The 21,420-nt window shown below is 45.5% G+C and carries 19 protein-coding genes and 1 pseudogene; 10 read left to right on the top strand and 10 right to left on the bottom strand.

What is annotated here, in order from left to right; translation table 11 throughout:
* The 3 genes and pseudogenes from BIZ39_RS08260 to BIZ39_RS08250 all read right to left on the bottom strand — a co-directional run.
* Positions 1–692 (bottom strand): annotated as a pseudogene (locus tag BIZ39_RS08260) (PEP-CTERM system histidine kinase PrsK); the annotation flags it as partial.
* A gap of 146 nt (positions 693–838) precedes the next feature.
* Positions 839–1,963, bottom strand: coding sequence for a beta-ketoacyl-ACP synthase III (locus BIZ39_RS08255; RefSeq protein ID WP_187446784.1), 1,125 nt, complete (start codon positions 1,961–1,963; stop codon positions 839–841).
* A gap of 407 nt (positions 1,964–2,370) precedes the next feature.
* Positions 2,371–4,173 (bottom strand): choice-of-anchor I family protein, encoded by a 1,803-nt coding sequence (locus tag BIZ39_RS08250; protein ID WP_014950455.1) that lies wholly within the window; start codon positions 4,171–4,173, stop codon positions 2,371–2,373.
* A 500-nt stretch (positions 4,174–4,673) separates the two neighbouring features.
* On the opposite strand from BIZ39_RS08250, the gene BIZ39_RS08245 reads away from it, so the two are divergent.
* A complete protein-coding gene (locus BIZ39_RS08245; RefSeq protein WP_014950456.1) occupies positions 4,674–5,471 on the top strand; it encodes a M48 family metallopeptidase in 798 nt (265 codons plus the stop codon).
* Between the two features lie 143 nt (positions 5,472–5,614).
* Here the strand turns inward: BIZ39_RS08245 and BIZ39_RS08240 are convergent, their stop codons facing one another.
* Positions 5,615–6,457, bottom strand: a complete 843-nt coding sequence (locus tag BIZ39_RS08240) for a mechanosensitive ion channel family protein (RefSeq protein WP_049586042.1) — start codon at positions 6,455–6,457, stop codon at positions 5,615–5,617.
* 908 nt (positions 6,458–7,365) lie between these two features.
* Between BIZ39_RS08240 and BIZ39_RS08235 the strand changes: the two genes are divergently transcribed.
* The 4 genes from BIZ39_RS08235 (at position 7,366) to ruvX (ending at position 10,305) form a co-directional block, all read left to right on the top strand.
* A complete protein-coding gene (locus tag BIZ39_RS08235; RefSeq protein WP_014980069.1) occupies positions 7,366–8,094 on the top strand; it encodes a 16S rRNA (uracil(1498)-N(3))-methyltransferase in 729 nt (242 codons plus the stop codon).
* Positions 8,095–8,232: 138 nt separating this feature from the next.
* Entirely contained in the window at positions 8,233–9,186 is a 954-nt protein-coding gene (gshB, locus tag BIZ39_RS08230) for a glutathione synthase (RefSeq protein ID WP_014950459.1), read from the top strand.
* Positions 9,187–9,314: 128 nt separating this feature from the next.
* Positions 9,315–9,881, top strand: a complete 567-nt coding sequence (locus tag BIZ39_RS08225) for a YqgE/AlgH family protein (protein WP_187446783.1) — start codon at positions 9,315–9,317, stop codon at positions 9,879–9,881.
* Positions 9,874–10,305, top strand: coding sequence for a Holliday junction resolvase RuvX (ruvX, locus tag BIZ39_RS08220; RefSeq protein WP_014980071.1), 432 nt, complete (start codon positions 9,874–9,876; stop codon positions 10,303–10,305). The genes BIZ39_RS08225 and ruvX overlap by 8 nt, the downstream gene beginning before the upstream one ends.
* A gap of 43 nt (positions 10,306–10,348) precedes the next feature.
* Here the strand turns inward: ruvX and BIZ39_RS08215 are convergent, their stop codons facing one another.
* The 3 genes from BIZ39_RS08215 to BIZ39_RS08205 form a co-directional block, all read right to left on the bottom strand.
* Positions 10,349–10,669, bottom strand: coding sequence for a DUF2007 domain-containing protein (locus tag BIZ39_RS08215; protein WP_187446782.1), 321 nt, complete (start codon positions 10,667–10,669; stop codon positions 10,349–10,351).
* A gap of 140 nt (positions 10,670–10,809) precedes the next feature.
* Positions 10,810–11,922 (bottom strand): PilT/PilU family type 4a pilus ATPase, encoded by a 1,113-nt coding sequence (locus BIZ39_RS08210; RefSeq protein WP_014977241.1) that lies wholly within the window; start codon positions 11,920–11,922, stop codon positions 10,810–10,812.
* 8 nt (positions 11,923–11,930) lie between these two features.
* Positions 11,931–12,974 (bottom strand): type IV pilus twitching motility protein PilT, encoded by a 1,044-nt coding sequence (locus tag BIZ39_RS08205; RefSeq protein WP_014950464.1) that lies wholly within the window; start codon positions 12,972–12,974, stop codon positions 11,931–11,933.
* A 27-nt stretch (positions 12,975–13,001) separates the two neighbouring features.
* Here BIZ39_RS08205 and BIZ39_RS08200 point away from each other — a divergent pair, with 27 nt between their 5' ends.
* The 5 genes from BIZ39_RS08200 to BIZ39_RS08180 all read left to right on the top strand — a co-directional run bounded on the left by BIZ39_RS08200 (position 13,002) and on the right by BIZ39_RS08180 (position 18,128).
* Positions 13,002–13,688: a YggS family pyridoxal phosphate-dependent enzyme gene (locus BIZ39_RS08200; RefSeq protein WP_039227916.1), complete on the top strand. Its 687-nt coding sequence runs from the start codon at positions 13,002–13,004 to the stop codon at positions 13,686–13,688.
* A 70-nt stretch (positions 13,689–13,758) separates the two neighbouring features.
* Positions 13,759–14,580 (top strand): pyrroline-5-carboxylate reductase, encoded by an 822-nt coding sequence (proC, locus tag BIZ39_RS08195; protein ID WP_061095731.1) that lies wholly within the window; start codon positions 13,759–13,761, stop codon positions 14,578–14,580.
* A 20-nt stretch (positions 14,581–14,600) separates the two neighbouring features.
* Complete coding sequence (locus tag BIZ39_RS08190; RefSeq protein ID WP_014950467.1) at positions 14,601–15,137, top strand: YggT family protein; 537 nt, start codon at positions 14,601–14,603, stop codon at positions 15,135–15,137.
* 96 nt (positions 15,138–15,233) lie between these two features.
* Positions 15,234–15,707 (top strand): DUF4426 domain-containing protein, encoded by a 474-nt coding sequence (locus BIZ39_RS08185; RefSeq protein WP_039227913.1) that lies wholly within the window; start codon positions 15,234–15,236, stop codon positions 15,705–15,707.
* A gap of 330 nt (positions 15,708–16,037) precedes the next feature.
* Positions 16,038–18,128 carry an NADPH-dependent 2,4-dienoyl-CoA reductase gene (locus BIZ39_RS08180; RefSeq protein ID WP_187446781.1) on the top strand — a complete coding sequence of 697 codons (2,091 nt, stop codon included), beginning with the start codon at positions 16,038–16,040 and terminating at the stop codon, positions 18,126–18,128.
* Here BIZ39_RS08180 and BIZ39_RS08175 read toward each other — a convergent pair.
* The 3 genes from BIZ39_RS08175 to BIZ39_RS08165 form a co-directional block, all read right to left on the bottom strand.
* A complete protein-coding gene (locus tag BIZ39_RS08175) occupies positions 18,125–18,460 on the bottom strand; it encodes a VOC family protein (protein WP_187446780.1) in 336 nt (111 codons plus the stop codon). The two genes, BIZ39_RS08180 and BIZ39_RS08175, sit on opposite strands and share 4 nt — an antisense overlap.
* 209 nt (positions 18,461–18,669) lie before the next feature.
* Positions 18,670–20,514, bottom strand: a complete 1,845-nt coding sequence (locus BIZ39_RS08170) for a DUF885 domain-containing protein (RefSeq protein WP_039232067.1) — start codon at positions 20,512–20,514, stop codon at positions 18,670–18,672.
* A 235-nt stretch (positions 20,515–20,749) separates the two neighbouring features.
* Positions 20,750–21,391 carry a glutathione S-transferase family protein gene (locus BIZ39_RS08165; protein WP_069944780.1) on the bottom strand — a complete coding sequence of 214 codons (642 nt, stop codon included), beginning with the start codon at positions 21,389–21,391 and terminating at the stop codon, positions 20,750–20,752.
* Positions 21,392–21,420: the final 29 nt, after the last annotated feature.

Genomic DNA, 21,420 nt, shown 5'->3' with positions numbered 1-21,420 from the left:
AAAAAAAGATACCCGCCCGCCACTAAGAGTAGAGAGCTGTGCAATACCACGTCCCGCGAGATAAAGATATCAATGCCCCAGTGATGAATTCGTCGAATCGATATGACGAGTAAGGGCATTAACAAGAAGTAAATATAGCCTCGTGCCGCTATGTAGCCTATTTCAACCTGGTTTACCATGGTAGCGTTTGCATAGGTAACGAACTCAAACAGGTTGGTTGCTCCCAGATAAATAATGATGGGTTTAAACGCCCACTGCTCACGCCCCGCCTGTCGATACACAACTTCCAGAAGAACAAGCACTTCTAATGACAGCACGATCAGTACAAGAAAGCTCCACGCGGGATTTACTACCAATAGATAAGGGGCTAGCAATGCTGCTAGTGCGGGGGCAATAATAATTAACGTTACAGGTCGTTTTAGAACGTCGAAGATATTACTAAAGCTGGTCTGTATACAGCCAGCCAAAAAGAGTAGCCATGCGAGCTGCTTAAGCACGTCAGCGCTGAGTAACCAGCTTAGCGAGATAGGTCCAAATAGCGAAGTGATTAAGGTTGTAGACCATAAAAAGGTGGCTGCGGTCGCCAATACCAATAAATGCTTGGCTACGCCGGGTTTGCGTACCGTTAACAACAGCAATAAAAGGGCTAAGTGCGCCAGACTATTTAACCCATAGCCTACATCTGAAATCATCCTTTTATCTCACCTTTATTATCATTATTTAGGAGATGAAATACAGGGAGGCGCATTGATGCAACGTCCCTGAAACCTTCGATATACAGCACATAACGTTTTCAGCTAGGTACGGTGCGCAGGCATCGCCCGCGCTATGATAAAAACTATCGTTTACGGATCACTAGTGAGCCAATTGAATACCCTGCACCGAAAGAGCACAGTACTCCCACGTCACCGGCAACCAGGTCTTCATGGTGTAAACCAAACGCAATCACAGAACCCGCAGAAGCCGTGTTGGCAAACTCGTCTAACACAATTGGCGCTTCGGTACGGTCAGCATCGCGACCTAACAGGCGTTTGCAAATCAAGGTGTTCATATTGATATTAGCTTGGTGAAGCCACCAACGCTTGACGCCTTCTGGCGTAATGTCGTGACTCGCTAAATGCGCTTCAATATGCGCTGCTGCCAATGGACACACTTCCTTGAAAACTTTGCGACCCGCTTGATGGAACAGCTTATCAGGTCCATACGGCTCAACGTCTTCGGCACGTGTCATGTAGCCAAAATTAGAACGAATATTGTTTGAGAATTTCGTCAATGCCTTGGTGCTTAGCACGTCGTACACGTGCTCACTTTTGGCGGTTTCAGCAAGCTCAAGCACCGTCGCCGTAGCCACATCGCCAAAAATAAAGTGACTGTCGCGATCAGCGTAGTTAATTTGCGGAGAGACCAACTCAGGGTTAATAACCAAAACGCGAGTCGCATTTTTCGCGCTCAGCATTTCATAGGCGCGATGCATACCGAACGTTGCTGCAGAACAAGCAACTAACATATCGAAACCGAACCCTTCAATATTAAGGGCTTCTTGTACTTCAATTGCAATCGCAGGATAAGCACGCTGAGTGTATGCACACGACACAATCACAGCATCAATCTCATCGGCAGTAACATTGGCGGATGCCAGAGCTAACTTGGCTGCTTCGACGGCAATTTCGGCTTGGTGAGAAAGTTCGTCATCTGCTCGAGGGGCAATCTTAGGCTTCATTCGAGTGATGTCTAGCGCCCCCTCTTTTTGATAGATGTAGCGACTTTTAATTCCTGATGCTTTTTCGATGAACTCTGCACTTGAATAAGGCATTGCTGCTACATCACCTGATTCTATTTGCGCTTTATTTTCTTCGTTAAACGCATCTACGTAAGCATTGTAGCTATCTACGAGCTCTTCGTTAGTTATACTGTCTTTAGGGTGCCATACACCCACACCACTAATCACAACTTGCTGAGACATAGGCATTCTCTATTATTTGATAGCACTACGGTGGTATTGAGCATTGCGTTACTCTGTGTCCTAAACGCATCTATACCAGTGCAATTGAGCCTAATCGTATTTACCTTTAAAAATACGATTGCGTTTTATGGGTTATAGCTTACCTTAATCCTTAAACGGTGTAACCATAGTGAACGCAAGGAAAGCTCTATTCCTCCGTTTAATACCAGCCCGCATAGATAATTACCCACTCAGCGAGACTTAAAATGTTCGTAATCGTGGCGTGTTTTCGCAGGTATAGTGGCTCTACATCAAGTTGACACAACAAAGAGTAAGGACATTTTAAACTCGCCCTTCGGGAAGGTCTGGCGCGCTACCAATAAAAAACCCCGCTTCAAAGCGGGGTTTCATGTAATCAATGGGGGAGCTTACAGCTGGTTGATTTGCCACACCGTCACTGTGCCGCTAACTTCGTTGCCTACAACAAGAAGAGGCACACCACTTGGGCTGTCTTCAGCGCTAACAAAAACCAGGCTTTCTGGCGCTAAGTCACCAATGACATCGTCGCTTGTCAAACCTTCGGTTAGGTCACGGTTAATTACATATTCTGCAAATTGAACGTCATAAGGGTTAGTAACGTCGTATACGAAAATACCGCCCATGCGCTCTGTGCCGATAAACGCGTAAGTGCGATCGCCAACTTGACCCACGGTTAACGCTTCTGGCTCAGGACCTTTATTCTCTGAGCGCGAGTCGCTTGCATTTTCATCGTCACCATTGTTGAACTGCGCACCATGAACCGACGCAGTAATGCGTTCAAAATCATCACCCGAGTCATAAACCACTAAACCATTTTGATCCCAAATAGTGAATGAACGTGCACCGTAAGCGTACGCTGCATCGTACTCGCCGTTTCCGTCAGCATCACCCATAGCTGAAGTTACACGTAAGTCGTCCGCTTCACCTGTCGCCTGTAGCATAGCTAATTCAGAGTTGGCGGCAGCGGTAAGATCTTCTACTTTAACTTCGTCTGTATAAGCTAGACAGCCATCATCTTCGTCGAAATCAACACCACCCGCAGCAGTACATGCCGCCTCATCAGCAGCGTCAAAGAAGTACTCTCGGGCATCGCCTTCGTTAGCGGTAAGAATGAAAGTCGCATCCTTCCACGTAAAGTTAGCAATGGTATCAGGCTGGTATACACCATAAATACCTGTGTACTGACCAAAACTCACCGCATCATTTTCTTGGATATCAATATTAAGCCCAGCCCAAGACTTAGTTCCTAGGCCGACGACATCTACCGTTAACTCTTCTAAGTCAATAATCGCAAGGCCATTGTTTTCCTGGAGACTAACGTATGCAACGTCGTTAGTAGCGGTGATGTATTCTGGTTCCAGATCTTTCGCTACCGTTGAGGTAATAGCTGTGCCGTTAATCGTGCGTCCTGCTGGGTTAGGAAACATCATTCCCTGCGCCATCAAATCTGCTTCAGTACCGTTTAGAGCAGTAAAGCCAACGGTCGTCCCCGTTTCTTCTGGCTCACCACTTGCAAGAATATTAATGACGCTAACAGAACCTTCAGGGTCAATGGTGTAGTCATCAGAAGGCTCACCCTCGTTCGCTACCAACACTTTGCCACCATCTGGCGTAAAAGTGACCATATCCGGTAGTGCGCCAACCTCGACAGAATCCAAAAAGGCTGGAGCAGAACTGTCTAGCCCGTTGTAGAACAACACATAACCGTTATCAGTTTTAACGTCTGCAGGTACAGCTACAGCCATAAGGTCACCGCTAACCGCAATACTTGTTAAGCTACCTAAAGTCACACCATTTATATCGGCAGGCAGTGCGATAGTGGTAAGCGTTAGCGTAGTGGTGTTTATCGGATCAGCCATAGTAGCCGTGCTTACGCTAGAGGCATCAATAACTGCTATTGTATTCGTCTCGCCGTTTGTCGCGTAAATCGTATTGGTCTCAGCATGGTACTGAACAATTTCTGCGGCCGTTTGATTGCCTAAGAAAGCACGACCAACGATATCCATTGCAATGCCGATTGACGCATCGGTACCATCACTTCCGTCTGTCCCTGGGTCACCTTGTTCCCCCTGAGGTCCTTGAGCTCCTGTTTCGCCCTGCGCACCGTCGTCACCATCAAGACCACATCCCGTGAGCGCCGCTGATACTAAAAATGCAAGTAACCCGTATTTAAACTTATTACGCACTGCCATTTGATTTCCTTTTTATTTGTATTTTTGTCGTACGTTATGAGGCTCGAGGAACCCAAGGATTTTTCCACCTTGTTCTCGCAAAGCGAAGGAAGAAAACGGGGATCTCTAACCTTAGTACACCAGAAATTTTATGTAACTTCTATGTATAAATTAGAATCAGTTTATGACACAAATATTAAATAGGCAAAGGCGCGTAACTTTTCTATAACAATGATGGCACACAGGCCGCTGTAAATATGGACAGCACGGAGCAGTAGGCTCAAAGTAATCACACTTCGTTCATGCAATTGTAAGCATATATTTCAAGACACCTAGGCGTGTGAAGAAAAACGGTTTAGCTTAACAGTGGAACACGCTTCGCTTTTTCAAAGGTATAGTTTTATTTATAAGCACTATCTGATACTAATATTGCCGAATAGACGTATAACCTGAATGGGATAGTGCTTTAGCGCGCAAAAGTGAGCGAAGCGAGAACATTCAGTTATTAAAAAGGATTAACCATGAAATTGAAATTCACAGCCTCGGCAGTTATTGCCGCAGCGCTTACTTTAACGGCCTGTGCAACATCTCCTACGGGTAGAAATCAAGTATTGCTCTATTCTGAAACTCAGCTCGCGCAAATGGGTGATCAGGCATTCACGGGCATGAAAGAAGAATTAAAAATTTCGAATAAAGCGGTTCAAAATTCTTACGTAGAATGCGTTGCAAATGCCATCACTGCTCAAGTACCAGCCACGGTGTTCAATGGTCAATGGGAAGTCGTTGTATTCGACGATGAACAAGTTAACGCATTTGCGCTACCCGGTGGAAAAATTGGTGTCTATACAGGCTTGCTCAACGTTGCAGAAAACCAGCATCAACTTGCTGCTGTCATTGGCCATGAAGTAGGTCATGTTATTGCAGAGCACGGTAATGAGAGAATGTCGCAGTCAACATTGATAAACATGGGCAGTCAGGCGGTAGGCCAAGTTTTAGCCGCGAATGAAGTGCCCCAGTCGGGTCCCATCATGGCTGCGATCGGATTAGGTGTTCAAGTTGGTGTCCAACTTCCATTTAGCCGAACTCATGAATCTGAAGCCGATGTCATTGGTCTTCAGCTAATGGCGAAGTCTGGGTTTGACCCAAGACAATCTGTAAACTTGTGGCAAAACATGGACGCAGCAAGCGGCGGCAACCGCCCAATGGAACTTTTGTCGACTCACCCAGCACCTCAAACCAGAATTGATAATTTACAAGCGAACATGCCTAACGCCTATGCAGACTATCAAGCTACTGCTTACCGCCCGAACTGTCGCTAAAAGTAAGTAATACCATTTCGCATAGGTCATTACCCGCTCAGCGAGAGTTAAAATGTTCGTAATCGCGGCGTGTTACGTCGCACTTAACCTTCGGATAAAAAAACGCTGCGAAATGCAGCGTTTTTTGTTTGAAACCAACGAAATTATTCGCTGTCTGCTTTGTGAAGATGTACATCCATTTGTGGGAATGGAATTGAGATACCCTCTTCATCAAAACGCAGTTTAACGTTTTCAGTGAAGTCGAACTTAACACCCCAGAAATCGGCAGAATTTACCCATGGACGAACAACAAAGTTCACGCTGCTGTCGGCTAGTTCAGATACTGCAATTTTAGGCGCTGGCTCTGCAAGAATACGCTCATCAGCCGCCACCATCTCTTCAAGAATTCTTTTCGCTTTAAGAAGGTCAGCGTCGTAACCAATACCAACAACCATGTCTACACGACGCGTGTCTCTTGCTGAATAGTTAGTGATGTTGCCACCGTAGATGTTGCCATTAGGAACAATAATTTCTTTATTGTCTGGTGTGTTCATTGTTGTGGTGAAAATACCAATCTTAACAATAGAACCAGCAGTACCTGCAGCTTCGACAAAATCACCCGCTTTAAATGGTTTGAAAACTAGAAGCATTACGCCAGCTGCGAAGTTCTTAAGCGAGTCTTGCAATGACAAACCAATAGCTAAACCAGCAGCACCTAGTATAGCAACTAATGACGTGGTATCTACGCCTAGCTGATCAAGCGAAGCGACAATAACAAACAGCATTAAAATGGCGCTAAGGATAGCTTCCAGGAAGTCCACTAGCATGTTGTCGTATTTAGACTTGGCCATTAGGCGTCTAAATACAGATAAAATGAATCCAACTACGATCCTACCTATTACATAAATCGCGATTGCCATCAGAATGTTAATCCCCCACGGGATGGCGTAATCGTTTATGTACCTTTCGACATCGCTTGCAGAAAAAAGCGAAAGTTTTTCTTCCATAATATAATCCTTGTCATGGTTAGTTGATAATTGCTCAAATAAGGTAGCAGCTATTTTATTTAAGACCAATATAATATGGCCTCAAACACAGTAAATTTGCTCTAAAGTCTAAGCTACATGGGTGTTTAAAAACGTTAGCATTATACAAAAGTAGTGGAAATTTATCTGTTTTACTTTAGGACTTACTGACCTTTTCTGTATATTTTTGCAGCGTTTTTTTTGCCATCTAGACAAGGCGGATGTTTGACGGTGTAGTGGCTCTAAATCGACAAGTTTCTATGCCGTATAGGTGGCACACAGGCGCTAGAATGAAAAAACAAAAAATGAACACTTTTTATTCGCTTGTCACACGCTTGTCACTCAACAAGCGCATCCTTCATCACGAAGCTTAAATGCGCTTTGTGTTTCTTTTCCATTTTTTGGAAGTTACCGAGTTATAAGACATTTTTTTTGATGATTTTTTAGCCTCAAAGTTTTAGACTAAAGTCTCATGAAAGTTGACTGTTCACTACGCCTCATCAGTGTGTGTTGAGCAACTTCATGAAGGAGCTTTAGCAAACTATGTCACGTAAAGGATTAACGCATGTTGCTTCTCATAACCCTGTTTTCGGTGGTTTTGTGTTTATTTTTATATTCACTGCGCACCGATAAAGGAAAACATACTAAGTACGCAAGAGCGGACTACCGCCCAGCAGCCCAATCGAAGTCTTCATCCAACGTGTTGAAATCTACTTCGAGAAACTCTTCGCCTTCCGCGGCCTAGAGAGTGAGTCATGTGATTCTTAAATAGGCAGCATGCTGTCGTTTGCGTAAGTTTTTGCATATTTACTTACGCGATGTTGTCGACAGCATTGCAACCTGTATCCACACACGTATTATACGCGTTAAAACTACACATCTGATTTGCTATGCGTATACCAAGAGTTTATTACCCCAATCCAATCCCGTTAGAACAAGAGTTTGAGTTAACTGAAGACGCCGGTCATCACATCGCGACGGTACTGCGCATAAAGCCCAATCGCCCTATTGTGCTTTTTAATGGCGACGGCAATGAATACAGTGCGCAAATTATTAGCGTTCAAAGAAAAAAAGTGACGGTTGAAGCCGACGCTTGTTTATCGCTAGCAAAAGAGTCCCCGCTTCATTTGCACTTAGGTCAAGGGGTATCTAAAGGCGATAGAATGGATACCGTGCTACAAAAAAGCGTGGAACTTGGCGTATCAGAAATAACGCCCGTCATCACTGAACGCTGTACGGTTAAACTCGACGAGTCGCGCTGGGAAAAGAAAATTCAGCAATGGCAGAAGATCATTATTGGCGCCTGTGAACAAAGCGGTCGCAACATTATTCCCGCGCTCAACGCCCCGGTTAGTCTTAATCAATGGTTGTCGTCTTCAACCAATACCACAAGATTAGTTCTCGCACCGGGCGCAGAGCAAAGCTTGGCAAGACAACCTTATAATGCTCAAGGCTTTCGTTTGCTTATTGGCCCTGAAGGTGGATTATCTGAAACGGAAATTCATCAGGCAAACGAAAACGGTTATCAGTCGGTAAGTTTGGGCCCACGTATTTTGCGCACCGAGACAGCGGCGATTACAAGCCTAAGTATTCTTCAAGCTCAGCACGGCGACTTCTAAGTCAGTATTTTAGGCAGCTATATAGCAAGCATAGTGCTAGCTCAGTAACTTGAAGAATTCAGGTGTGCCCCCATATATATTTACAATCAGCTGGGCCATCTGAGCCGGCATTTTATCAACATTCAAGGTGAAAACATTATGCAATATACCGTTGGCGTAATTATGGACCCCATCGCGAGCATTAAGCCACATAAAGATACAAGCTTTGCGATGATGCTTGAAGCTCAGCGCCGCGGTGCAAAGGTTGTATATTTTGAATTAAAAGACCTGTATTTAGACAATGGTAAGCCTATGGGTTTAGGTAAAACCGTATCGGTCAAGGATCAAGCTACAGATTTCTACACCATTGAAGACGAGTCGACCTTGCATTTAGGCGACATTGATGTGTTACTCATGCGCAAAGATCCACCCTTTGACAGCGAGTTTTTGTATGCGACTCAGGTGCTGTCGCTTGCGCAGGACGCGGGAGCGCTCGTTGTAAATAACCCTCAAGCGCTTCGCGACTACAACGAGAAGCTGTTTACGTCGTACTTCCCAGAACACATTCCCAATACCTTAGTCACGAACAACCAAGCGCTTATCCGTGAGTTTCACGCCAAGCACCAAGACATTATTTGCAAACCCTTAGACGGTATGGGTGGCGCGTCTATCTTTAGAGTGAAGCCTGATGGCAATAACTTAGGCGTTATTATTGAAACCCTAACCAAGTTAGGCACGCGCTACATGATGGTGCAAGAGTACCTTCCAGAGATTAAAGACGGCGACAAGCGCGTACTCATCGTTGATGGTGAAGTCATGCCGTACTGCTTAGCGCGACTGCCTACAAAAGGGGAAACCAGAGGTAACCTAGCCGCTGGCGGTACAGGACGCCCTCAGCCAATCTCAGATTCTGACCGCGCCCTAGCCGAAGCCATCGCGCCAACGCTCAAGGAAAATAACATTTTATTTGTAGGACTTGATGTTATTGGCAGCAAAATTACTGAAATAAACATTACTAGCCCAACTTGCGTAAGAGAAATAGAAGCAGCTTACGATGTTAATATAATGGGTGCGCTGTTTGACGCCATTGAAAAGCGCTTAGCCAGTAAATAAAGTAAGGTTGTATTGGTAACACAGTGCAGTTTGTATTGTAGAAAGCAAATATGAGTGGATAGAGCGCCTTTAGCTTCAATAGTGTAAAGGCCCTTACAGAGCAAAAGATAGTAGATAAAAGACAAACTATGACGGAATTAAAAAGCCTACAAAATCATTTTCTGGTCGCGATGCCTAGTTTGGACGATCCGTACTTTTCTCGCTCACTCATTTATATTTGTGAACACAACGCTGAAGGTGCTATGGGTATTGTAGTAAATCAGCCCTCTACCATGAACGTGAAGCAGCTTCTTGAGCATACTGACAAAGAACTCACTGTGTCTGACAACAAAGCAGAGCAAATCGTGCTGGCTGGCGGTCCTGTAAGCCAAGAGCGAGGATTTGTGCTGCACTCGTCGCAAAGAGAGTGGGCATCTAGCTTAAAGCTTGCACCAGGGGTTATGGTGACCACCTCCAAGGACATTTTGACTGCTATTGCCAATGATGAAGGCCCTGAAGACGTTTTGATTGCTTTGGGGTACGCGGGCTGGACAGCCGGTCAGCTTGAGAAGGAAATGCAGGAAAACGCATGGCTCACCATCGAAGCTGACGAAGAAATTCTGTTTAACACGCCTATGCACAAGAAATGGCAAGCAACAGTGAATAAACTCGGTGTGGATGTATGGCAGCTAGCACCGGGAGCGGGGCATGCCTGATATAGGAAATCGTACGGTACTTGCGTTTGATTTTGGTACCAAAAGCATTGGCGTGGCGGTAGGTCAGGAAATTACCGGTACGGCTTCCCCTCTTGCAGCGCTGAAGGCACGAGACGGTATTCCTGACTGGACGTTAATAGAAAAGCTTTACGAAGAATGGCAACCGCATATCGTGGTGGTGGGTTTACCGCTTAATATGGATGGTACTGAGCAGGAGATGACTCAACGCGCCCGCAAATTTGCAAACCGTCTACATGGGCGTTTTAAAGTGGCCGTTGACACCTGTGATGAGCGACTGACTACCACAGACGCTAAAGCCATGCTGTTTGAGTTAGGTGGCTATAAGAAACTGACTAAAGATAAGGTTGATAGTGTGTCGGCCTGTGTAATATTCGCTAGCTGGAGCGAGAGTCAGTACGAATAGTTGTTAGGGTCTGTTGACCTTTGTATGCTGCTAGCTCTTGCTGCTATTTCTTTTCTGCCCCACACTGCCAGCAGACATCAAAAGCAGCGCCGTTTTGTTCACTGCACTCACCACAAATCCAGTCTTCACTAGATAATGCCTTATCGTTTGATTTCTGAATGAAGGGCTCAATAACTTTCGACGCTCTTGCATACCAGCTATCGTCAACAAGCCACACTTCCTGCTGAGAATCTTGCCAGGGCAGCTCTCCGATTGCGCCACTAGCAAACTCATTTTTTACCATATAAGGAATAGATAAAGCGTCAAGCTCGCTGCGAACCGCTTGAAGTTCAAAAGCGTCTTGTGAAGTGAAGAGTTTTTTCAATGGCTACCCTCTTGTTAAACACAAAAGCAGCCCGTGGGCTGCTCATCATACGAGAAAAACGTGTCTCTCTACTGCTTTATTTCAGTAAGCGTTTCAAATGCAGCTCCCCCTAAAGGGATTTCAGCATAAAGCGAAAGCAATTAGTCATCCATATCAATAGATACATTTGACAGTGTACCTAAGCTAGAACCGTCGCTGGTATCAAGCTTGATCATTAAGCGCAGGTCATTAGGCGAGTCGGCGTGGTGCAGCGCTTGGTCCATATCAATCTTACCCGCTTTGTACAAATCATACAGCGCCATATCAAAGCTCTGCATGCCCTGCTCTTTGCCTTTTTTCATTGCTTCTTTTAACGCGCCTATTTCATTGCGCTGTATTAGGTCGCGCACTAGCGGCGAATTAAGCAGTATTTCTATTGCCGCAACCCTACCCTTGCCGTCTGGCGTAGGTACTAGTTGCTGCGCAACAATGGCGCGGATGTTTAAGCTTAAGTCAAAGCGCAACTTATCGTGCTGATCTTTCGGCGCTAAATGCATAATACGTTCAATAGCTTGGTTCGCGTTGTTAGCGTGCAGCGTAGCCACACACAAATGCCCTGTATCAGCAAACGACATGGCATATTCCATGGTTTCCATTGAACGAATTTCACCAATAAGAATGACATCAGGTGCCTGACGTAGCGAACTTTTAAGGGCGTCGTCGAAAGACTGAGTATCTATGCCCACCTCGCGCTGGGTAATAACACAGTTTTTATGCTCGTGCACAAATTCAATGGGGTCTTCAATAGTCAGTATATGCCCGTGCGAATTTTCATTTCTATGCCCAATAAGCGCAGCCAGTGACGTGGACTTACCCGTGCCTGTTCCACCTACAAATAGAACAAGACCGCGTTTAGCCATAATAATTTCTTTTAATACTCGCGGCAGACCCAAATCATCAGCTTTCGGAATTTGAGTAACGATGCGGCGAATCACCATGCCCGCTTGGTCACGCTGCCAAAATGCAGAGCAGCGGAAACGACCAATGCCCTCTCGTACTATGGCGAAATTACATTCTTTGGTCGTGTGAAACTCATTCTGCTGTTTTTCAGTCATCGCTTCGTGAACCAGCGCCAGCGATGCCTCTTCCGAGGTCGCGCTTTCCGTCACTGGCGTAAGTTTGCCGTTAATTTTGGCACTTACCGGAAACCCCGCCGTGACGAATAAATCCGATGCGTTGGTATCGACCATTTTTTGTAGTAGTGAATCTAACATATTGGCCTCTAGAAACTGTTCATCGACTGTTTATCAACTGACTTTGCTGCGGCGTCTTGTTTGGTAATAACCCCCATCGCCACTAAGCGCTGAAGACACTGATCCATGGTTTGCATACCGTGAGCCTGACCCGTTTGAATAACCGAGTACATTTGCGGCACTTTATCTTCTCGAATAAGGTTACGAATAGCGGGGATCCCCACCATGATTTCATGAGCCGCAACTCGGCCCCCGCCTACTTTCTTAAGCAGTGTCTGTGAAATAACCGCACGCAATGATTCCGACAACATAGAACGCACCATGGCTTTTTCTTCTGCCGGGAAAACATCGATAATACGGTCAATGGTTTTTGGTGCAGAGTTGGTGTGAAGAGTGCCGAATACTAAATGGCCGGTTTCGGCAGCTGAAATGGCAAGGCGTATGGTTTCTAAGTCACGTAGCTCACCGACTAGAATTACGTCTGGGTCTTCACGAAGCGCCGAGCGCAGTGCGTTATTAAACGAGTGCGTATCGCGGTGTACTTCCCGCTGGTTTACCAAGCTAAGCTTGTTGTCGTGCACGAATTCGATAGGGTCTTCAATGGTAAGAATATGTTCACGCTTGTGGGTGTTGATATGGTCGACCATGGCCGCAAGCGTGGTACTTTTACCCGAGCCGGTGGCACCTGTCACAAGTACAATGCCAGTAGGCTGATTTATAATTTCCTTGAAAATTTCAGGCGCGCCAAGGTCGTCTAAGGTTAACACTTTACTGGGGATAGTACGTAATACTGCCGCGGCGCCTCGGTTTTGCACAAACGCGTTAACACGAAAGCGCGACAAGCCATTAACTTCGAAAGAAAAATCGGTTTCCAGGTTTTCTTCGTATTCTTTGCGCTGCATGTCATTCATAATCTCATAAACGAGACCATGTACTTGCTTGTGATCGAGGGCTGGCACGTTCAGTTTACGCATTTCGCCATCTACACGAATTATTGGTGGTAGGCCCGCTGATAAGTGTAAATCTGAGGCGTTATTCTTAACACTGAAAGCCAAAAGTTCGGTAATATCCACAACCACTTCTCCAAAACAAGGTGAATAATGCAAACAATAGCAGAAAGACTAGATTCCGCACGAAAAGGAATAGACCAAGCCGCTACCAGTGCACATCGTCCACCAAATTCCGTTAAATTGCTAGCGGTTAGCAAAACAAAACCCGTATCAGATATTATGGAAGCGTATGAAGCAGGACAACGTATGTTCGGCGAAAATTACGTGCAGGAAGGTGTTGAAAAGGTTCAGGAACTTTCTCACTTAAGCGATATAGAGTGGCACATGATTGGTCCAATTCAGTCGAATAAAACCAAGGTAGTCGCCGAACACTTTGATTGGGTTCAGTCTGTAGACAGAGAAAAAATTGCCCGCCGCTTAAACGAACAGCGACCTGACTCAATGCCGCCGTTAAACGTGTGCATTCAGGTTAATATTGATGACGAAGAGAGTAAGTCAGGGGTAGCCCTAAGTGAATTAGATGCGCTAGTGGAGTTTATTAACTCTCAAAAGCACCTGACCTTGCGTGGACTAATGGCCATTCCCAAAGCAGATCCTAGTGAAGAACAGCAGCGCGCCACACTGTCTAAGCTAAAAGAATTATTCGACCACTACCATACATCATTGAGCAATTTTGATACCCTATCCGTAGGAATGAGTAGTGATATGACAGAAGCGATTCAACACGGGTCGACTATGGTGCGCATCGGCACCGCTATTTTCGGTAAGCGAAACTAGCACGCTAACCCAACGGGTAGCGCTTCGCCTCGCTACACAGACTTAAACGCAACCAACAAATAGGATTTACATGCAACAGAAAAAATTAGCATTTATTGGCGCGGGTAACATGAGCCGCAGCATCATCAGTGGTCTTATCAAATCTGGGTACGCAAAAGAAAACATCCTTGCGGCAAACCCTTCCACACCAAAGTTAGACGGCCTGAAGGCCGAGTTTGGTATTCACACCACACAATCTAACGATGAAGCCTGCCAATTCGCTGATGCCATAGTGCTTGCGGTAAAACCACAAATAATGGGCGAAATGTGCGGCGAGCTTCAAAAAAACAACGACCTATCGGACAAGTTGTTTATGAGCATTGCAGCTGGGCTGCCGGTAGCCAGATTGCAAGAAATGCTAGGTGGTGAATACCCTGTTGTTCGTATTATGCCAAACACCCCGAGCTTGTTAGGCAAAGGCATGTCTGGGATGTATGCCGACGACACGGTTTCTGGGTCAGACAGGCAATACGTTGACGATGTAATGAACAGCGTTGGCGAAACCGTTTGGGTAGATAAAGAAGAGGGTATTAACGGTGTTATCGCCGCAGCGGGCAGCAGCCCAGCTTATTTCTTCTTGTTCTTACAAAATATGCAGGAAGAAGCCATGAACATGGGCTTTGACAAAGCGCAATCTCGCTTAATGGTCCAACAAGCCATGTTAGGCGCAGCCGAAATGGTTTGTAACAACCCAGACCTTGAATTAAGCGAGCTTCGTGCCCAAGTTACGTCTAAGGGCGGCACTACCGCAGAAGCCGTTAACACTTTCATTAATGAAGGTTTAAAAGATATTGTCAGCAAGTCGATGCGCGCCGCCGTAGCACGTGCTGAAGAAATGGCAAAACAGCTATAACGTTTTAGGAAAAACACAACATGAACGCAACGGTATTTTTGGTTGATACCTTATTTAGCCTTTATTTGATGGTGGTTATTCTGCGCCTTTGGTTACAAATGGTTCAGGCAGATTTTTATAATCCACTCAGTCAATTTGTAGTAAAAGCAACCCACCCTATCGTGGGGCCGTTGCGCCGTATTATTCCGTCAATCGGCAGGTTCGACACCGCTACTTTTGTTTTAGCGGTAGCGGTATGCGCGCTTAAGCTAATAACCCTAGGGTTAATGTTTGGCGGTAGTCTAAACCCAGTCGGCATTGCGATTTTATCAGTGATTGGCGTGATAAAAGAAACCCTGTCGTTAATGTTCTGGGTGTTGCTACTACGCGCTATTTTGAGCTGGGTGTCACAAGGTCAGTCTCCGGTTGACTATGTTCTGTATCAACTAACCGAGCCGTTTTTAGCGCCAATACGCAAAGTCATTCCACCATTGGGCGGGTTGGACTTATCAGTGCTTATTGCCATCATTGCATTACAGTTTTTACAGCTTCTGATCCAAGACACTTTCCCTATGTAACTAATCTCAGTTCAAGACACTGTTAGGGAAAGCATTGGTCTTGCAGTTTGGTTCATAGAGCAAAACAAGCTGTAATGGGTAAGAATTGAAAATAAGATGAAGGCAGAGGTAGTTTCTATCATGGGTAGAATAAATCAAATCAAAAAAGCTTACGTAGCACTTCTTGTGATGGCTATGTCATGCTTAAGCGTTTCCGCATTTGCCGAGCAGAAGCAAACGCTTGGTGAATGGGATGTTCACTATATGGTGGTGAGTACGCCATTTCTCACACCTGAAGTGGCGGCTAGCTACGGCATTGTGAGAAGTAAGTTTAATGCGTTGGTTAACATTTCGGTGTTAGACAAAGTTTCCGGTGAAGCGCAACGGGCAGATGTCACAGGTACGGCTAAGAATCTGTTAGGTAACTCGCGTAAGCTGACTTTCAAAAAGGTGGAAGAAGGTGATGCTATCTATTACCTTGCCGTGCTGCCATTTCGCGATCAGGAAACCTTTAGGTTTGAGATTGACGTTCAAAAAGGTAGCAGCAAACAAACGCTGAAGTTTCAGCAAAAAATGTACGTTGACGAGTAATTTATAAGGCGAGCACTGCTTTAATAATGCCAATATCGTAAGTAAGCGCTCACCTGTAACGCATTCATGCTTGTGATGAAAAGCAGTGATTAACGAAGCGAGATATCCGTTAGCCCGGTATCTCGCTTTTTTATTATGTTAAAAATAGGGTAACTGCACTTTACCAATTGAATGTGGTGGTAAATAATCAAAGCAACTGGTCGGGCAAGTTAGTGTGTTCGGATTATGTGTAACCATAGCACTTAAATCACGAGGAACAGTTGAGCACTGCGCCGCAGCAAAGAGCGACATGCACTAACTGCCTTCATAGCAAATAAAAAGAGAACAATTATGAATACGCCCTCGTCTCAGACCGTATCTCAGACAGCTACACCGCAGTCTGCCCACAATTCAGAACAACTCTCACCTTACTTCCCTAACTTATTAGCTCCGTTAGATTTGGGCTTTACTCAACTTCGCAACCGTACCCTAATGGGTTCAATGCATTTAGGTTTGGAAGAAGAGAAAGGCGGATTTGACAAACTTGCTGCGTTTTACGCTGAGCGAGCAAAAGGTGGTGCGGGGCTAATCGTAACAGGTGGTATTAGCCCTAATATTTCAGGTTGGGTAGCGCCCTTTGCTGGCAGAATGACCCGCTCTCGCCACGCGAAAAAGCACCGTGTTATTACCGATGCTGTGCATAAGGAAAACGGCAAAATTTGCATGCAAATATTGCATTCAGGCCGTTACGGTTATCACCCACTTGCTGTTTCGGCTTCACCTATGAAGTCGCCTATTACCCCTTTTAAGCCTCGCGAATTGTCATCACGTGGCGTAAGAAGCACAATTAAAGACTACGTGAAATGTGCAGCCCTTGCCCAGCAAGCAGGCTATGACGGCGTGGAAATTATGGGTTCTGAAGGCTACCTCATTAATCAGTTTTTCTGTGAACGCACCAATCATAGAAATGATGAATGGGGTGGCAGCTTAGAAAATAGGGCTCGTCTGGCAATAGAAATAGTAAAAGGTGTACGCGAGAAAGTGGGCACTAACTTCATTATTATTTATCGCCTGTCTATGCTGGACTTAGTCGAAGGCGGCGCTAAGTGGGACGAGGTTGTATATTTAGCCAAAGAAATCGAAAAAGCAGGCGCTACGCTAATTAATACCGGCATTGGATGGCACGAAGCGCGGGTACCTACTATTTCCACATCGGTGCCTCGCGCGGCGTTTACCTGGATAACCGAACGCATGAAAAAAGAGGTGTCTATCCCTCTTATTACCACTAACCGTATCAATACGCCTGAAGTTGCAGAATCGGTACTCGCACAAGGCCATGCTGATATGGTATCGATGGCGCGACCTTTCTTGGCTGACGCTCACTTTGTAGCGAAGGCTATGCGCAATGAGTCTAAGCTAATCAACACGTGTATTGCCTGTAACCAGGCTTGCCTAGACCATGCGTTTGAACAAAAGCGTGCAAGTTGCTCGGTAAACCCACAAGCGTGCTACGAGACCGAACTTACCTTTATCCCTACTCACAATAAGAAAAAACTAGCGGTAGTAGGTGCAGGGCCTGCGGGTTTGGCGTTTTCCATGTATGCCGCAGAGCGCGGTCACGAGGTACATCTATTTGATAAAGCCAGTGAAATTGGCGGTCAATTTAATTACGCCAAGCAAGTGCCGGGTAAAGAAGAGTTTTACGAAACCCTACGCTACTTTGACAATCAATTAGCTCGCCTCGGCGTTACGGTTCACCTTAACACCCAAGTAAACATAGAGAGCCTTTCAAACAAGGGGTTTGATGAAGTGGTGCTAGCCACCGGTATTAATCCTCGTACGCTTACAATTGAAGGGCACGACCACCCTAAAGTGATGAGTTATTTAGACGTATTGCGCGACCACAAGCCAGTAGGCAAGAAAGTGGCTATTGTTGGCGCTGGCGGCATTGGTTTTGATGTAGCGGAATTCCTGGTAGAACACGAAAATCTAGCCAAAGATAAAGAAAAGTGGCTAGCGCACTGGGGTATAGATAAAGATTATTCTGCTCCTGGCGCACTAAAAGAAAAAGCCATAGAGCCTTCTGAGCGGGAAGTGTATCTGCTACAACGTAAAACGTCTAAAGTAGGTAAAGGGCTGGGCAAAACTACGGGCTGGATCCATAGGCAATCGTTGAAACACCACAATGTTCAAATGATAAATGGTGTGAGCTACGAGAAAGTAGACGATGAAGGCCTGCACGTGCTGATTAACGACACCCCCAAAGTATTGCCTGTCGATAACGTCATTGTATGTGCTGGCCAGGAGCCATTTAAGCCTCTGCAACAACCTCTAGAAGAGGCAGGATTTACCGTGCACATTATCGGCGGTGCTGACGTAGCGGCTGAACTTGATGCTAAACGCGCTATCCGTCAAGGCGCTGAACTGGCAGCGCGAATTTAAAACTGATCGAACATGATAGCGTTGCCGTCCGGGTCTTTAACAATTAGATGCCCGGGGCCGCTATCGCCTTTCACAGGCACGTCTAAAGCGATGCCTTGTTCAACTAGATTTGCCTGAAGTGCCCTAACATCATTTGGGTTGAAGGTCATAATGTTATCTTCAAACATCCCTTCGAATAACCCAATCATGGTGGTGCCATTTTTCATCATTAACCATTTATCTTCCACCGAGCCGCATGAAGGCATGGCTTCAAAGCCCAAGGCCTCATAAAACGTCTTCGACTTGCTGATGTCTTTAACCGTTAAACTTAACGAAAATAGCCCTAACTCCACTTTATTCTCCCTTAAATTTCGTAACCATTGTTCACTTATACCAATTAATACTCTAGTGAAGCTTTTGAACAATATCACTGCCATTAGTCGCAAAAAGAAAAAAGCCAGTAAAACTGAATATTACTGGCTTTACGTCAAATATCGGCGTCTTACTGCTCTTAACCTAACGCTGATTGCGCTGTAAAAAGTTTAAATAAAAATATTATTCCTTAACTTTTTTGACTAGCGATCCAGCGATCAATTTTCTGCTCAAGAATAGCAAGTGGAATGCCGCCCGTGTTTAACACTTGTGCGTGGAACTCACGGATATCGAAATCATCACCTAATGCCTTCTCCGCGCGCGCGCGCAATTCTTGAATTTTAAGCGCGCCCACTTTGTAAGATAGCGCTTGCGACGGGATCGCAATATAACGCTCTACCTCGGCAACAACTTCTGTGCGGGTCATGCCTGAGTTATCAAGCATAAAGTCGATGGCTTGTTCGCGGGTCCAACCTTTCGCGTGAATACCTGTGTCTACCACCAAACGCATGGCGCGCAACTGCTCATCTTGAAGCGTGCCATAACGATTCCATGGATCGTCAAAGAACCCCATTTCATATCCTAGCGTTTCAGAATACAGCGCCCAACCTTCACCGAAGGCTGGTAGGAAGCTAAAGCGCATGAATGAAGGTAGCGCTTCATTTTCTTGCGCTAGACTCACTTGGAAATGGTGACCTGGAGCACCTTCGTGTAGGTACAAGGTGACGTTTCCAGTGGTTAAGCGGCTAGGCAAATCGTAGGCATTAAAGTAGAAAGTACCTGGACGAGAGCCATCTGGTGTGCCCGGCTGATATGAGCCACCCGCACTGAATTGCTCGATAGCAGGGTCGTAGGGTTTGATTTCTAACTCAGACTTCGGCAATAGTGAAAAGTACTGATCAATTTTCTCATCAACTTCACGGCCAATATCGTAATAGCTCTGTGTTAGCGCTTCACGGCTTTCAGGCTTGAACTTAGGATCGGTACGTACATAGTCGAAGAATTCGTTTAATGTCCCTTCAAACTTCACTTCGTCCTTAATTTCAAGCATGTCATTTTTGATACGCTTAACTTCTTTTAAACCAAGGTTATGCAGTTCATCAGGCGTCATTGGTAGTGTGGTTGAACCTTCCACCATCAATTGATAAAGCTTTGCACCACCTTTCATATCGCTAAGGCCAATGCTTTCACGGGCAACAGGCAAATACTCATCGCGAAGGAAGTCGCGCATACGCGTGGTTGCATCGTAAATCTCTTGCGTCGCTTTCTCGTAGTCAGCGGTTAAACGGGCTTTTTCTTCGTCAGAGAAACTTTCTGGGAACATGGTAATTGGCCCCCAAAACTGTGACTCTTTAATTGGTATAGCCAGCTGAGTATCGAACTGCTTGATCACGCGATCGATAGTCAGCTTAGTTTCAAGAACACCGCTTTCCATGCCCTCGCGGAACTTTCCGATAGCGCGGTCAGAAATAGCAATGTAATCCTTATGGCGAGATAAGTTATTTTCGTAATCTTCTACTGTTTTAAATGGCGCTGCGCCCTTTCCGCTCGCGAAGGTCGGGTAGAAGGTGTGGAACCCACTGAAGTGATTAACAGGACGCACTTCCGTTAGCGCTTCAATCTCGTCGGTAGACATTTTTAGCGAGCGCTCTTCGTTGTATTTAAATACGTCGTAGGCGAGTTTATCGGTGTCGCTTAACTTACTGCGGTCAATTTGTTTAAGCTCTGACAAGTTTAGCAATGTCGCTGTTTTTCCCGCTAAAGCGTGAGAGTCTGTTAAGAAGTCGCCCATTCTGTCTGCGTAACGCATGTCGCCGCGAAAAATGGCCATGATTGGGTTTAGCTCAATATCACGCTGGTCAGCGGCTGCAAATAACGCAAAAAGTTTTTCGTGCTCAGACGCTTCTTTTGACACTGAAGTACTTTTTGATGAACTCTGCACATTTGCGTTGCCGTGTTCATGTGCCACTGCTGAGCTAAGGCCCAGTGCCATGGTTACTGCACTACTTACAAGTAGTGTTTTGAATGCTTTCATTTTTTGTTCCCTTGTTATTTCTTCGCTGTTTTTGCTTATATTTCGCAAAAAAAAGCGCTGTCGTTATGTGTTTTCTTGATTCTATATACCGCGTGACAAGCGCATTTAAACCTAATAATGCGTACCTGACGCCTGATATCAGGCATACCGGCTGTACAATGCAATTCAACGTTTACTTAATTAGCCACATCTTCACACGGTATCTATTCATTTAAGGTTTTTCAGGATGCACTGTTTATTCAGGCAAATGATCCATCTCTTTTCGCCACGCCCTCTCATACGCTTCACGACCTAACACACGTTGTGCGTACGCGGATACATTGTCTGTTTTACCGTCTAGCGTGATATCTAGCTTGCTACCTTTTGCCCACGCCAAAATATGACCTGCTATTATGTCGGCCATGGTAAACATGGTGCCGCATACAAATTCTTTATCGCCCAGCATAGAAGAAAATACTGGCAACACGCGCTTAAACTCCCACACCGCTACATCACGCATTTGTTCAAGTCTTTGCTCTTTGGGTAGTGCAAAGGTGTGCTTTGCCAAATTCCAAATCGGTTGCTCTAACTCATTGGTGAGAAACAACATCATTTCTTCATATTTGGCTCGCTCGAAGCTACCAGGCTCTGGAATGAATTCATGCATGCCGTGACGTTCAGCTAAAAAAGTGACGATAGCCGCCGATTCCGTCAAGGTACCTTCTGGCGTCGAAAGCGCTGGGATTTTAGAGGCAGGACTGATGGCTTTAAATCCTTCTGACAGGTGTTGCCCCTGTTTTAAGTCAACTAAGCTGTACTCAAAAGGTAAACCTAGCTCTTCCAGTGCCCATGCCACGCGAACCGAGCGAGTTTTCGGATATCCGTAAAGTGTATACATACCTATGCCCTTGCTTATGTAATGTGAGC

This window comes from Alteromonas sp. BZK5 (assembly GCF_014349115.1).
In the GTDB taxonomy this organism is placed as follows: domain Bacteria; phylum Pseudomonadota; class Gammaproteobacteria; order Enterobacterales; family Alteromonadaceae; genus Alteromonas; species Alteromonas macleodii.
This window is presented reverse-complemented; position numbering and strand designations above follow the sequence as displayed.